The 12,729-nt window shown below is 54.7% G+C and carries 12 protein-coding genes and 1 pseudogene; 9 read left to right on the forward strand and 4 right to left on the reverse strand.

Annotated elements, in window-relative coordinates; genetic code table 11:
* The first annotated feature begins 188 nt into the window (after positions 1 to 188).
* The 3 genes and pseudogenes from HMPREF2541_RS02725 to HMPREF2541_RS02730 all read left to right on the forward strand — a co-directional run bounded on the left by HMPREF2541_RS02725 (position 189) and on the right by HMPREF2541_RS02730 (position 3,535).
* The gene (locus tag HMPREF2541_RS02725) at positions 189 to 1,757 is read left to right on the forward strand and encodes a TROVE domain-containing protein (RefSeq protein WP_064086117.1); all 1,569 of its coding nucleotides are present in this window, start codon (positions 189 to 191) and stop codon (positions 1,755 to 1,757) included.
* Positions 1,758 to 1,845: 88 nt separating this feature from the next.
* A pseudogene (locus tag HMPREF2541_RS12340) lies at positions 1,846 to 1,991 on the forward strand (IS5/IS1182 family transposase); the annotation flags it as partial.
* A gap of 200 nt (positions 1,992 to 2,191) precedes the next feature.
* Positions 2,192 to 3,535: an ATP-binding protein gene (locus tag HMPREF2541_RS02730; protein ID WP_064087185.1), complete on the forward strand. Its 1,344-nt coding sequence runs from the start codon at positions 2,192 to 2,194 to the stop codon at positions 3,533 to 3,535.
* Between the two features lie 89 nt (positions 3,536 to 3,624).
* Here the strand turns inward: HMPREF2541_RS02730 and HMPREF2541_RS02735 are convergent, their stop codons facing one another.
* Complete coding sequence (locus HMPREF2541_RS02735; protein ID WP_049259052.1) at positions 3,625 to 5,001, reverse strand: nucleobase:cation symporter-2 family protein; 1,377 nt, start codon at positions 4,999 to 5,001, stop codon at positions 3,625 to 3,627.
* Positions 5,002 to 5,283: 282 nt separating this feature from the next.
* Complete coding sequence (locus HMPREF2541_RS11525; protein ID WP_080984540.1) at positions 5,284 to 5,679, reverse strand: hypothetical protein; 396 nt, start codon at positions 5,677 to 5,679, stop codon at positions 5,284 to 5,286.
* Positions 5,680 to 6,130: 451 nt separating this feature from the next.
* Here HMPREF2541_RS11525 and HMPREF2541_RS02740 point away from each other — a divergent pair, with 451 nt between their 5' ends.
* From HMPREF2541_RS02740 to HMPREF2541_RS02750, 3 genes are all read left to right on the forward strand, one after another.
* Positions 6,131 to 6,850 carry a hypothetical protein gene (locus tag HMPREF2541_RS02740; protein WP_240077138.1) on the forward strand — a complete coding sequence of 240 codons (720 nt, stop codon included), beginning with the start codon at positions 6,131 to 6,133 and terminating at the stop codon, positions 6,848 to 6,850.
* Positions 6,851 to 6,928: 78 nt separating this feature from the next.
* Positions 6,929 to 7,516, forward strand: a complete 588-nt coding sequence (locus HMPREF2541_RS02745; RefSeq protein ID WP_064087081.1) for a hypothetical protein — start codon at positions 6,929 to 6,931, stop codon at positions 7,514 to 7,516.
* A gap of 54 nt (positions 7,517 to 7,570) precedes the next feature.
* Positions 7,571 to 9,049 carry an RNA ligase gene (locus tag HMPREF2541_RS02750; RefSeq protein ID WP_070541615.1) on the forward strand — a complete coding sequence of 493 codons (1,479 nt, stop codon included), beginning with the start codon at positions 7,571 to 7,573 and terminating at the stop codon, positions 9,047 to 9,049.
* 133 nt (positions 9,050 to 9,182) lie between these two features.
* Here HMPREF2541_RS02750 and HMPREF2541_RS02755 read toward each other — a convergent pair whose 3' ends face one another.
* Positions 9,183 to 9,626: an RpiB/LacA/LacB family sugar-phosphate isomerase gene (locus HMPREF2541_RS02755; RefSeq protein ID WP_049257713.1), complete on the reverse strand. Its 444-nt coding sequence runs from the start codon at positions 9,624 to 9,626 to the stop codon at positions 9,183 to 9,185.
* A gap of 165 nt (positions 9,627 to 9,791) precedes the next feature.
* Here HMPREF2541_RS02755 and HMPREF2541_RS02760 point away from each other — a divergent pair, with 165 nt between their 5' ends.
* The 3 genes from HMPREF2541_RS02760 (at position 9,792) to HMPREF2541_RS02770 (ending at position 11,675) form a co-directional block, all read left to right on the forward strand.
* Positions 9,792 to 10,649 carry a segregation and condensation protein A gene (locus HMPREF2541_RS02760; RefSeq protein ID WP_070541618.1) on the forward strand — a complete coding sequence of 286 codons (858 nt, stop codon included), beginning with the start codon at positions 9,792 to 9,794 and terminating at the stop codon, positions 10,647 to 10,649.
* 130 nt (positions 10,650 to 10,779) lie between these two features.
* Complete coding sequence (locus tag HMPREF2541_RS02765) at positions 10,780 to 11,250, forward strand: PaaI family thioesterase (protein WP_049257714.1); 471 nt, start codon at positions 10,780 to 10,782, stop codon at positions 11,248 to 11,250.
* Entirely contained in the window at positions 11,247 to 11,675 is a 429-nt protein-coding gene (locus HMPREF2541_RS02770) for a PaaI family thioesterase (RefSeq protein ID WP_049257715.1), read from the forward strand. Before HMPREF2541_RS02765 ends, HMPREF2541_RS02770 begins: the two co-directional genes overlap by 4 nt.
* Before the next feature lie 193 nt (positions 11,676 to 11,868).
* Here the strand turns inward: HMPREF2541_RS02770 and HMPREF2541_RS02775 are convergent, their stop codons facing one another.
* Complete coding sequence (locus HMPREF2541_RS02775; protein WP_070541621.1) at positions 11,869 to 12,666, reverse strand: formate/nitrite transporter family protein; 798 nt, start codon at positions 12,664 to 12,666, stop codon at positions 11,869 to 11,871.
* Between the last annotated feature and the right edge of the window lie 63 nt (positions 12,667 to 12,729).

The raw sequence follows: 12,729 nt of genomic DNA on the forward strand, positions 1-12,729 counted from the left end.
CCCAAAAACCTAGCTGCCCGCCGTACCCCCCTTTTTACGGCGGCAGGCGGATGCCTGAAGAGATTACATTAACCTTCCACGTTAAAAAAACGTATCCCTTCAAATATTAGCCGCTGCGCTGCCACCCATTCGAGGCCGTCTGAACAGTTCAGACCACCCAAAACCAACAACACGAAAGGAAATGAAAAATGGCTAACACCACCTTGTTCCAATCCGTTAAAACCCGTTTGACCGCCGCCAACACCCGCAACGAAGCAGGCGGCATCGCCTACACGCTGACACCCAAACAACAGCTCGCCCAGCTTGCCGCCACCGGCTGCCTGAACAGCACTTACTACGCCGATGCGCAAGACCAGCTTGAGCAAGTATTGGAATTGGTGGAAAACCTGGATGCCGAGTTTATCGCCAAAACCGCCGTGTACGCGCGTCAGAAAGGCTTCATGAAAGACATGCCCGCGCTGTTGCTTGCCGTGTCGGCGCAGAAAGACGTGAACATGCTTGCCCGCGTGTTCGACCAAGTGGCGGACAACGGTAAAATGTTGCGCAACTTCGCGCAAATCATCCGCAGCGGCGCAGTCGGTAGGAAGTCCTTCGGCAACCGTCCGAAAAAACTGATGCAGACCTGGCTTTTGACCGCCACCGAAAAACAACTGTTGAACGCCGCTATCGGCAATGCTCCGTCGCTGGCGGACGTGGTCAAAATGGTGCACCCCAAACCGCGTGAAGCATGGCGTGCAGCCTGGTTTGCGTGGCTTATCGGCAAACCTTACGACCGCGAAGCATTGCCGCCCATCACCCGCGCCTTTGAAGACTACAAACAAAGCCGCCAAGGCGCATTGCCCGACGTTCCTTTCCAAATGCTCACCGCCTTGGAATTGAACAGCGGCGACTGGGCGCAAATCGCCCGCAACGGCTCATGGCAGCAGGTTCGCCAAAACCTGAACACATTCCTGCGCCACGATGTGTTTGCAAAAAGCAAAAACATCAAAATGGTGACAGAAAAACTGCGTGACAAAGCCGCCATCCGCCGCGCCCGCGTTCTGCCTTACCAATTGCTGACCGCGTATCAGGCAACATCCGAACAGATGCCGTTTGAAATCCGCGAAGCGCTGCAAGACGCGATGGAAACCGCCGTACAAAACGTACCGGCAATCCGAGGCAAAGTCGTGGTTTGTCCGGACGTTTCCGGCTCCATGCACAGCCCGGCCACCGGCTATCGCGGCAGCGCGACCAGCAAAACCCGCTGCATCGACATCGCCGCGCTCGTGTCCGCCGCCATGTTGCGCACCAACCCGCAAGCCCGCGTAATACCGTTTGAACAAATCACGGTAAACGTGCAGCTCAACCCGCGCGACAGCATCATGACCAACGCCGAAAAACTCGCCAGTATCGGCGGTGGCGGAACGGCATGCAGCGCACCGCTCGCCATGCTGAACCGCGAAAAAGCCGATGTGGACTTGGTCGTCATCGTGTCCGACAATGAAAGCTGGGCAGACCGCGAACAACAATGGGGCGGCAAAACCGGCCTGATGAAAGAATGGGACATCCTGAAACAACGCTGTCCCGAAGCCAAACTCGTCTGCTTGGACATCCAGCCCTACACCACCGCACAAGCGCAAAACCGCCGCGACATCTTGAACATCGGGGGTTTCTCCGACCAAGTGTTCACGCTCATCGGCTCGTTCGCCGAGCACGGTATGGGCGAGGATTTCTGGGTGGAAGAGATTGAGAAAACCGTGCTGGCGGCAGTGTGCTAGTATTTTTCAGGTAGCCTTTGCCGCACGGTGGAGGCTACCTGAAAACCTATGTGCAACACCCGCAGCACAGGCATTTCCACTCTTCATTCGATATAGTGAATTAAATTTAAATCAGGACAAGGCGGCGAGCCGCAGACAGTACAAATAGTACGGCAAGGCGAGGCAACGCTGTACTGGTTTAAGTTAAATTCACTATACCGTTATAAATTTTCAGGTAGCCTCTTATCCAAAAGGCTACCTGAAATTCCGCAGGGGCAGGTTTAAAACCTGCCCTCCTTTATTCACGCAGCTCAATGCCGCCGAATTTCCATTAGAAAAATGTAATTAACCATCATTTTTACATTCGAAAAAATGTATTCATCATCTATTTTTTCATTAGAAAAAATGTATTCCCACCTGTATAATGCCAAAAAAACCGGCTATTAGGACTCCCTATGCAGCGCAGAATCATCCAAGCCTTAAAAAAGTGGAAACTCAAGCCCAACCGCAAACCCCTGATTATCCAAGGGGCAAGGCAGGTTGGAAAAACATGGGCGATGAAGCATTTCGGCGAAACCTGTTTCGCCCAAACCGCCTACATCAATTTCGACCACAACCCACGCATGCAAACCCTGTTTTCAGGCGATTACGACATCGGCCGCCTGCTGCTCGGCCTGAAAATCGAAAGCGGCGTGGATATTCAAGCCGAAGATACCCTGCTGATTTTTGACGAAATTCAAGAAGTGCCGCAGGCCTTGGCATCGCTCAAATATTTCTACGAAAACGCACCGCAGCTCCATATTGCAGCGGCAGGCTCGCTCTTGGGCATCTCCCTGCACCATCAGGTTTCCTTTCCTGTTGGCAAGGTGGATTTCCTACCGCTCTATCCGATGGATTTTCATGAATTCCTCACCGCGCTTGGGCAGCAGGATTTGGTGCAGCTCTTGGAAATGTGCGATTGGTCGCTGATTGCCGCCATGAAAAGCCGCTATATCGAGCTACTGCGCCAATATTATTTTGTCGGCGGCATGCCGGAAGCGGTACAAACCTTTATTGACACGCAAAATTTCAGCGAAGTGCGCCAAATCCAGCGAAACCTGCTCACGGCTTACGGGCAGGATTTCTCCAAACACATTGCCGACGGTCACACCGTGCAGCGCGTGCGTGCCTTATGGCAGGCCATCCCCGAGCAGCTTGCCAAAGAAAACAAAAAGTTCATCTATGCCCACCTGCAAAAAGGCGCCCGCAGCAAAGACTACGAAACCGCCCTGCAATGGCTCAAAGACAGCGGGCTGGTACACATCGTGCCGCGCATCAAAAAGCCGCACCTCCCCCTTACCGCCTACCAAGACAACGCCTTCAAACTCTACGGCTTAGACGTAGGGCTGCTCGCCGCGCAAAGCGGGCTGGATGCGGGCACCCTGCTGGAAGGCAACCGCATTTTCACCGAATTCAAAGGCGCGCTCACCGAACAATACGTTTTGCAGCAACTCATTGCTTCGCAAGATAATCCCGTTTTCTACTGGGCAAGCGAAAAAGGCACGGCGGAAGTGGATTTTGTGTTGCAGCGCGGGCAAGGTGTGATGCCGATTGAAGTGAAGGCGGAAGAAAATTTAAAAGCGAAAAGTTTGAAGGTGTACACCGAGCAGTTCAAGCCCGAACAGGCGATACGTTTTTCCATGGCTGATTATCGGGAGCAGGAGTGGATGACGAATGTACCGCTATATAGCGTAGGCGCGTTTTGCAATGAAAATGAACATGGCAGGTATTCCCCCGCCGGCTATTTGAAGGCTACCTGAAAACCGTTTGCACAAAATTTTCAGGTAGCCTCTTATCCAAAAGGCTACCTGAAAGCATCAACTTCAACAAAATTAAGGGCTGCCGGCGATTACTCTTCCAGCCTTACCACCTGATCTTTCTCATCTCTCGGCAGAATCAGATTCAGCGCCACCGCCATAATGCCGCCGGCGGCAATCGCATTGCGGAACACCTCCGGCAGCGCCTTAAACACCTCCGGCTCGAAGGCCACGCCCAAGCCGATGCCCACCGAAGTAGCCGCAATTACGGCCTCGCGGCGGTTGATGCCATGGGTCATGATGATGCGCACGCCGGCAATCGCAATCAGGCCGAACATCAGCACCATCGCCCCACCGAGCACCGGCGAAGGAATGGTGGTGAACACGCGCCCCACCACAGGAAACAGCCCGGCCAGCACCAAAATCACAGCAATATAGCGCCCCACATGGCGCGAGGCCACGCCCGTCATTTGGATTACGCCGTTGTTTTGCGCAAACGTGGTGAGCGGCAGCGAGCCGAGCGCCGTGGCAATCACCGACACCAGCCCGTCGGCAAACACCCCCCCGCGCAGCCGTTTTTGAAACTCGTCGCCCTCATATGGTTGGCCGGACACCATCGCCGTGGCCGTAAGGTCGCCCACCGCCTCGAACACGCTCAACAGATAAATCGTGCCCGCCACCAAAAACGCGCTCCAATCAAAGGCAAAGCCATATTTAAACGGTACAGGCAGCGTGAACAGCGGCGTGTTTTGCAACGGCGAAAAATCCACCATACCCATCGCCAGCGCGGCAATATAACCCGCCACCAGCCCCACCGCGATGCCGCTCATGCGCAAAAACGGATTGCGCATACAGTTGAACAGCAACACGATGACCAACACAAAACCCGCCAACCCGATATTTTGCACCGAGCCGAAAGCATCCGTGCCCTTCGCGCCGAAACCGCCGCCAAAATCAGTGATGCCGATATCAATCAGGCTCAATCCAATCAGCAGCACCACCACGCCGCTCACCGTAGGCGTAATCACCCGTTTCAAATAAGGCAGCGCCCAAGCCGAAGCGCAAATCAAAAACGCCCCGGCAAACGACACGCCCAACAGCGTGGACAGCATCGCCGACTCGCTCAGTCCACCTTCGCGCATGCCCAAACCAAGCGAAATCATCACGCCCACAAAGGAAAAATTCACCGACTGAATCGAAAGCAGCCCCGAGCCCACCGGCCCGAAGCGGCTCACCTGCAAAAACGTGCCGATGCCGGAAGCCACCATCGCCATCGAAACCAAATAAGCCGTGGTTTCCGCAGGCAATTTCAGCGCACCACCCACAATCAGCGCCGGCGTAACCATCGGCACGAAAATCGCCAACAAATGCGTTACCGCGCTCAACAGCGCATTGGCAAACGGCGGCTTGTCTTCCAGCTTATACACTAAATCCGCCTCGGCGGCGGCTTTCATATCGGCATCGGCCATGTGATTAATCCTATTGAGAATACACAAAATGCAGCCTCGGTGGCCGCATCGGAAATGAAGGTGCGCGATTGTACCGCTGTTTGCTACTGCGAGGAAAGCCTGTGCCATTCTGTTATTTGAGTTTGAACTGACACGAAAGCCGACGCTTTCAGGTAGCCTTTTTCATAGGCAAAAAAAGCTACCTGAAGTGAAGCTTTAACAACGTTAAAACCCGGTATAGCAAGGTTTCTGCGTAGCTAAACTTTTCAGGTAGCCTGATATAATTACAGATTTGGATAGCAGTTATTCAGAATATTGGTAAGTAAAAATTAAGCGGTCTGTCACAAAACGGCCAGAGGGCTGACAACCAGCAGTGTATTGCTCACGTCTACCGGTCAATACCACACGTTGTTCGGTCACAACATTGCCACTGACATCGTAAACCAACTCCCCACAACCACGTGAGAAAACACGCGCCTGACCGATGTAGCGGTTACCACGCCGCTCACCTTCAAATAACACCGTGCCACGCTCCACCCCGGCACCACGCATACGCGCACTGGGAGTTTCATAGCTAATAACACGCAGATTACCTTCAGCGTGCAGACGCATTATCGAACCATTGTGCAGCCAAAATGAGTCTGCCATAGCGGCAACAGGCAAACAAAATAAACCTAAAATCCATATTTTTTTCATCATGATAACATCTCCCTAGTAAGTTGGCCGGTAATTGGCTTTATTGCTCCCTTGGTCTTTGTAGTATAGCAGTTAAGTAAAATCTTAACTCTTGAATTAGCTTGATAAATATCAATGATATGTTTGTTTGTAGAAATCACCCTTGCTCAATTAATGCCACCAAGTTCTCGAGCAGAAAAATTAACTTTCAGTGCAAGGCAGTATTCCTCAAACCAACACAAATGGCACGGTCTATATTTGGGTGGGTAGATTTTCAGGTAGCCACCTTTGCATAACAGGCTACCTGAAGAATAAACGCCAGCAAATATATATAAATACTAATAATCAAACTTATCGTATTATCAACACCATACTTTACTTATTTCCACCTATCTGCCATTTGGGCGACAATGCAAACAACTACTTACCCGCACCAACCCAGGCTACCTGAAGCCTTACGCTTTACCCTCTACTTATGATGCCTACACCCCCACTCGAAACTCTGCCCTACGCCGGCCTGCCTGAATGGCAACACCGCCAACGCTGTGCCTCCATCAGCCGCTTCCACGAGCTCGGCGGCGTGCTCGATTTCCAGCAATTCGCTTACACCACTGCCGCTGCCAACGAGGCCGAACACCGCGAATACCACCTTACTACAGCCAACCACACCCTGCACGCCGTTATCGCCGAGCGCAACGCACAGGCCATGCAGCGCGCAGCCCGATACCAAGTGCCCGCTCCCGCCCCGCTTGCCCAACATTTCAGCCTGCAAACCGATATGGGTCGCAAAATCAGCGCAACAGAGTTCTACGGCAACCAGCTCGATTTGCAACACTCCCGCCTCATCGTGCGCGGACAAGGCAGCCAATTCGGCCACTACCTCTACCACCATAGCGAAACCGATGCCGAGCACACCATTGCCAGAGAGATGCCCAGCAGCGCCTTTTGCCATGCCTTCCTCAATCCGCCCTACCCCGCCCACTTCGGCCAAACTGCCCGCGAAACCGGCGAATATTTCCTCGATTTCTGCCGCCAACTGTTCGGCAGCCTGGACCACATCGAAACCTACGCATGGAACACCGATTGTTCCGACTATTTTGCAGACGGCCGCGAATGGTGGGGCACATACTTCTGGACCGTATACAGCCCGCAAAACCGCCTCTACACCGGCATCATGGGCTCTGCCACCGACTAATTGAACACACAGCAACAAACTTTCAGGTAGCCTCTAATCCTCCTCCAAGGCTACCTGAAACCGCAAACCAAACAAACCATGACTGCCCACGCCCCACTCTTTCTCCAAGCCTTTCCCGCTGCCTACCAAGCTGAAGCGGCACAGCTCTTGGCCAATATGCAGCACCCCCGCTCCCCGAGCCCCACTCCAGAGCCGGACAAACTGCTGCTGGGCGGCCAAACCATCCGCCTGATTCGCCGGCAATACGGCCTCACCATTGCCCACCGACCCGAATCACTCAACCCCATCCAATGCGCCATGTTCCACTGCCTGCACACCCGACACCACGACGGCCATGTCCGCGAACAACACTTCGCCGCCCTGCTCGCCCCCGACCAGCCCGCCTTTGTTGCCCCCTTTGCCGCCCAGCTGCTCGGCGAATACGTTTTGCCCATTCAAGAGCAAGTGCGCACCTTTTTCCGCCACAACCGCGCCATCCTGGCCGCCTTTTTGGCCGAAAACCCTGCCTACTGGCGCAAACAGCAAAACCGCATCCGCAGCTATTGGCACTGCTACCACCGCCTCCAATACCCCGACTGGCCAAGCTACCCCATTAACCGGCTGGCACAGGAAATCAATGCCGAAGTAAAACGGCATCGCCGCCTTGCTTCAGGTAGCCTATCCTGAAAGGCTACCTGAAAACGAAGCTAAAACAAACCAACAAAAGAAAGACGCACAACCATGCAAAAATTCATCTTAATCCGCGGCCATCAAGGCTCGGGAAAATCGACTTTCGCCGAACAAAAAGCCGCCGAGTTTGCCCAACAATACCCCGATGCCGAAATCGTCCGTATCGAAAACGACCTGCTGCTTACCGATGAAAACGGCGTATACCGCTGGTCGGGCGAGGCCGTGGATAAAGCGCAGAAACAAGGCAATGCCATGATGCGTAATGCTTTAATTGCAGGCCTGGCAAATCCTGCCCGCCCCATCCTCATCATCAATTCCAACACCAACCAAAAAGCCTCCCGCTGCCGCCACCTGCTCGATTGGGCCGCCAAACACGGCTTCCACACCGAAACCTACCGTCTGCACAACTTTTTCTCCAACCAACACGGCGTGAAAGAGCGCGACGTGCTGGCGGCCTATGTGAAGCTCAATCAAAACCCCCTGCCCGGCGAAATCCACGTCGAAGCCGTGCAGCCCGCCAGCGCGGCGCAGTTGGCACAAATCGAGCAAATGCAGGCCATCGAGCAGCACGCCCTGCCGTTTGACGAAGCGCAGCAAACCTTCGTTACCGAAAATTATCTGCAACACGGCAGCCGCAACTTTACCGCCAAAGCGTCCAAACGCTACCCCGAATTGCGCGTGCTGAAATACGCCCGCAACGTGTTCTACAACAACCGCTTCGACGATGCGCTGCTGGAAATGCGCGGTTTGATTATCGACGCGCACAACCGCATCATCGTGCGCCCGTTTAAAAAAGTGTTCAATTATTCGGAACGTATTGCCAAAGGCAGCCGTTATCCGATCCGCATCAGCGACGAGAGATTGGTGGATGCGGTCGTAAAAGTGAACGGCTTCCTCGGCTGCTGCACTTTCGTCTCGCTTTCAGACGGCCATCCGTCCAACGGCGCGGCGTTTGACGGCAAAGTGCTGTATTCGACCACCGGCTCGCTCGACAGCGCGTTTGCAGACATGACCGCCACACACTGCGCGCAATACGAAACCCTGTTCCGCGCTTATCCGAACCACACTTTTTTGTTTGAAATCACAGACGCGAAAGACGTGCACATCATCCGCGAAGAATTAGGCGAAACCTTAATCGGCTGCATCGACGTGGCGACAGGCCGTCAGTTTAGCGAGGCCGAATTGGACGAAATCGGCAAACAATACGGCATCCGCCGCCCCGAAACGCTGAAAAACATCACGTTCGGCGAGCTGAAAGGCCGTCTGAAAAACGTGGAACATGAAGGCTTTATGGTATTTGATGCGCAAAACGGCGAAATGCTGTTCAAACTCAAATCGCCGTATTACCTGATTTCCAAATTTCTGGGACGAAGCAACGAAGGCAACATCGGACGCAAGCTCGACAAACGCCATGTGGACGAAGAGTTTTATCCGCTTATCGACTACATCCGCGACCATCGCGAAGCATTCAACGCCATGCCGGAATTGGATAAGATCGCGTTTATCCAAGCATTCTTGCGCCAGTTGTAAGAATAGCTGGGAAAGAAAAGGCTACCTGAAAACGAACGCAGTGAGTTTCTGCGAAGCTAAAACGAACGCAGTGAGTTTCTGCGCAGCTAAAGTTTTCAGGTAGCCTTTTGTGCGTTTACGGTTTGCAAGCCCGTCAAACACCACGTTCGAAGGCTTCGATCTCGCCTACTTTCGGCGCATAGCCGCTGGAGGTGTCGTGGCGCAAATCCAGCCAGATGTTGACCAGTGCCCAAGCGGCGGGGGCGGCGATGACGTTTTGCCCCATGCACAGCACTTGTGCGTCATAGTTTTCCACCGAGCCGCGCAGGGTGAGCAGGTCGTGTGCGGTGGCGGCACGGATGCCGCGCACTTTGTTCGCGGCAATCGCGGTACCCACGCCCGTGCCGCAAATCAGAATGGCGCGGTCGGCGCGGCCGGCGGCTACCTCCTGCGCGGCGGCAAAAGAAAGCTGCGGATAGGTGCCGTCTGGCGACGACAAATCCACCAGGCCCGTCACACGCGGGTCGTGTTGCAGATGCGTTTTGAGTGCGTTTTTCAATTCAACGCCGTTGGCCGGCGCGGCAATCACGAGTTTCATCAATCGCTCCTTATTCTGATGTGGGAAATGCAGCCAGTATGCGCCGCTTGGCTGATGCTTTCAAGCCGTGTGTTGCTTTCAGGTAGCCTTTTGGAGTAGCGAACCGCTCTTGATAAAATCCACTATAATCCCTGCTTTCCACGCCCGCCAAAGGCTACCTGAAACATGCCCGCTTCCCCGCCCGATATGCCGAGCAGCCCCGGCATCGCCACGCTGTTCGGCCAGCCGGTTACCGACCTGCCCACCGACCTTTTCATCCCGCCCGATGCGCTGCAGGTGGTGCTGCACAGTTTTGAAGGCCCGCTCGATTTGTTGCTTTATCTTATCCGCAAGCAAAACATCGATGTGCTGGATATTCCCATGCTCAAAATCACCGAGCAATATCTGGCCTATATCGCGCAAATGGACGAGCAAAACCTGGATTTGGCTGCGGAATACCTGCTGATGGCGGCGGTGCTGATTGAAATCAAATCGCGCCTGCTGCTGCCCGTGCCGCCTGCTGCTGAAGACGAAGACATTGCCGACCCGCGCGCTGAATTGGTACGACGTCTCTTGGCCTACGAGCAAATGAAGCTCGCCGCCGTGGGATTGGATGCGCTGCCCCGCGCCGGCCGCGATTTCGCTTGGGCCTATCTGCCGCTGGAAATAGCCACCGCCGCCAAGCTGCCGGAAGTACAGCTGGCCGACCTCACCCAAGCCTGGCTCGCCATCCTCTCCCGCGCCGGGCAACGCCGCAGCCACACGGTGGTACAGGAAAACGAAGCCCTTTCCGTGCGCGCCACCATGAGCCGCATCCTGCGGCATCTGCAAGACGGCGGCTGCCGCTTCAGCCGACTGTTTGAGCCGGAGAGCGGCGTGGCGCAGGTGGTGGTGTGCTTTATCGCCCTGTTGGAGCTGGTAAAGGAAGGGTTGGTGCGGCTCACGCAGGAAGACGGCGCGTTTGGCGATATTTTGGTGCGCCTGCCCGGTGAGGCAGATGAAACCGCTGTGCTGCAAAGCGAAGGCGATGATGCAAACCAATAGCAAGGCAGGCTGCCCATACAGCGATATGGTTTCCAGCCAGCCTTGACAAGGCCTCCTGCCAGTCAAACAATAACACCCCTCCGCCTCCTAAAGGCTACCTGAAAATATATCGCTCCCAATCGAAACCGCCATGCCTGCCAATTCCGACCTCTACCGCATTCTCAGCCAACACTTCCTCGACCTTCCCCATTCCCGCGCCATCGGCCTGCGCTACGAAGGCATCCGTGCCCGCCGCCCTGTGCTCAGTTTCGATTGGCAGCCCCACCTCGTTGGCCGCCACGATACCCAAACCATTCACGGCGGCACCATCACCACCCTGGTGGATATGGTTTCTGCCTGCGCGGTAACCGCCCAGCTGCCCAGTGCCGAAATCCTCTCCACCCTCGATATGCGCATCGACTACATGCACCCCGCTACCCCCGGCCGCCGTATCTACGGCCGCGCCGAATGCTACCGCTTGGCCGGCCAAGTGGCCTTCGTGCGCAGCAGCTGCTACCAAGAAGACCCTTCCGACCCCTTTGCCTTGGGCATGGCCACCTTCATGCGCACCCCGCTCACCCCAGAACAACAAGCCAGACTAAAGGAGATGTTGCAAGCATGAGCAACCCCTTCATCCTATCTCCCGAGCGCACTGCCGAAGCCGCCAAACTCATCCCCTACACCGCATTCATCGGCCTGCAATGCGGCGAATCCAACGGCCATCCCCTGTTTGCCCTGCCATACAAACGGGAAAACATCGGCAACATCTTCCTGCCCGCCCTGCACGGCGGCATGCTCGGCGGCTTCATCGAAAGCTGCGCCGTGCTCTTCCTCTACCGCCAGGCCGGCCTTGCCGAGCTGCCCAAGATGATCGATTTATCGATCGATTACCTGCGCAGCGGCAAGCCGGAAACCACCTACGCCCGCTGCTCCCTCACCCGCCAAGGCAGCCGCATCGCCAACGTGGCGGTGGAAGCCTGGCAGTCCGACCCCGCCAAACCCATCGTGGTGGCCCGCTGCCACTTCCAAATGCCCGCCGCCGAATAGTTTTCCGCATCTGGTATGCGTAAAATTTCAGGTAGCCTGTTTTCCGTTAAACAGGCTACCTGAAATTTTTATAATGAATGAAAAAGAATGCTACGGCGTTGGCTTGCCTTGCCATACTGTCGGTACTATCTGCGGCTCGCCGCCTTGTCTCATCCTTATTTTCATCTGCTCTATTGGGATGACGCACCAACCCCTAATCCACATACTCTCCCTCATCCTTATTCAAAAACGCATACGGCACGCCAATCAGCAGCCCGCCACCGATCCAATTGGCCACAAAAGCCACGCTGCAATGGCGCAGAATATTCAAAGCCTCAAAATGCGACACGCTATCGGCAATCTGATTGAAGCCCACCAGCGCAAACGAAGCAAAGTTTGCCGCCACGTGTTCGTTGGCCAAAAACACAAACATATACACCGCCGCAAACACTGCCGCAATCTTCGCCGCCTGCTCCTTCAGCAACAGATACGCCACCACCGCCACGTTCACAAACAGATTGGCAAAAATCCCCTCCGACAGCACCAGGCCGTTTGGCCGCTCCAGCTTGTGCTCCACCATATTGGCCAAATAGCCATCCGCCGAAATGTGGGCAAACGCGCTGGTTTGGTTGAACAGCCAGGCGGTGAAAATCGAACCGATTAAATTAAACGCCGTGCAGTAGAGTAAAATAATCAGCGCCTTTTCCCATTTGATTTTTTTGAGAAAGGTGCCGGCCGTGAGATACATCATATTGGAAGTGGTGAGCTCCGTATTGAGAAACAGGATATACACCAGCCCCCACGAGAAGAAAAACGGGAAAGCAAAACGCCCCAGCGAAGGGTGTACAGTGTTGAGCACATCCGCCGCAATCACACCCGTGGCCGGCGTGAGCGTGAGCAGCATGCCGGCAATCAGCGAACGCAGCGCATACTTCGACTTGCTGCGCTCAAACAGCCACTCCTTCTTATGGCAGGCCTGCTCGATTTTTTCCACAAATACGGATTGCGCCATAGTGGTTCCCTTTTCAAATTGGATTACTTTTAAGGGGCTTAGGAAGCAAAATTTATTTTAAAG

Source organism: Eikenella sp. HMSC061C02, assembly GCF_001809035.1.
Taxonomy (GTDB): domain Bacteria; phylum Pseudomonadota; class Gammaproteobacteria; order Burkholderiales; family Neisseriaceae; genus Eikenella; species Eikenella corrodens.

Coding starts and splice junctions, on each gene's coding strand:
- HMPREF2541_RS02760 (WP_070541618.1), top strand. CDS start 9,792: ATGCCCGCTTCCCCGCCCGATATGCCGAGCAGCCCCGGCATCGCCACG.
- HMPREF2541_RS02725 (WP_064086117.1), top strand. CDS start 189: ATGGCTAACACCACCTTGTTCCAATCCGTTAAAACCCGTTTGACCGCC.
- HMPREF2541_RS02765 (WP_049257714.1), top strand. CDS start 10,780: ATGCCTGCCAATTCCGACCTCTACCGCATTCTCAGCCAACACTTCCTC.
- HMPREF2541_RS11525 (WP_080984540.1), bottom strand. CDS start 5,679: ATGATGAAAAAAATATGGATTTTAGGTTTATTTTGTTTGCCTGTTGCC.
- HMPREF2541_RS02770 (WP_049257715.1), top strand. CDS start 11,247: ATGAGCAACCCCTTCATCCTATCTCCCGAGCGCACTGCCGAAGCCGCC.
- HMPREF2541_RS02750 (WP_070541615.1), top strand. CDS start 7,571: ATGCAAAAATTCATCTTAATCCGCGGCCATCAAGGCTCGGGAAAATCG.
- HMPREF2541_RS02775 (WP_070541621.1), bottom strand. CDS start 12,666: ATGGCGCAATCCGTATTTGTGGAAAAAATCGAGCAGGCCTGCCATAAG.
- HMPREF2541_RS02730 (WP_064087185.1), top strand. CDS start 2,192: ATGCAGCGCAGAATCATCCAAGCCTTAAAAAAGTGGAAACTCAAGCCC.
- HMPREF2541_RS02745 (WP_064087081.1), top strand. CDS start 6,929: ATGACTGCCCACGCCCCACTCTTTCTCCAAGCCTTTCCCGCTGCCTAC.
- HMPREF2541_RS02740 (WP_240077138.1), top strand. CDS start 6,131: ATGATGCCTACACCCCCACTCGAAACTCTGCCCTACGCCGGCCTGCCT.
- HMPREF2541_RS02735 (WP_049259052.1), bottom strand. CDS start 5,001: ATGGCCGATGCCGATATGAAAGCCGCCGCCGAGGCGGATTTAGTGTAT.
- HMPREF2541_RS02755 (WP_049257713.1), bottom strand. CDS start 9,626: ATGAAACTCGTGATTGCCGCGCCGGCCAACGGCGTTGAATTGAAAAAC.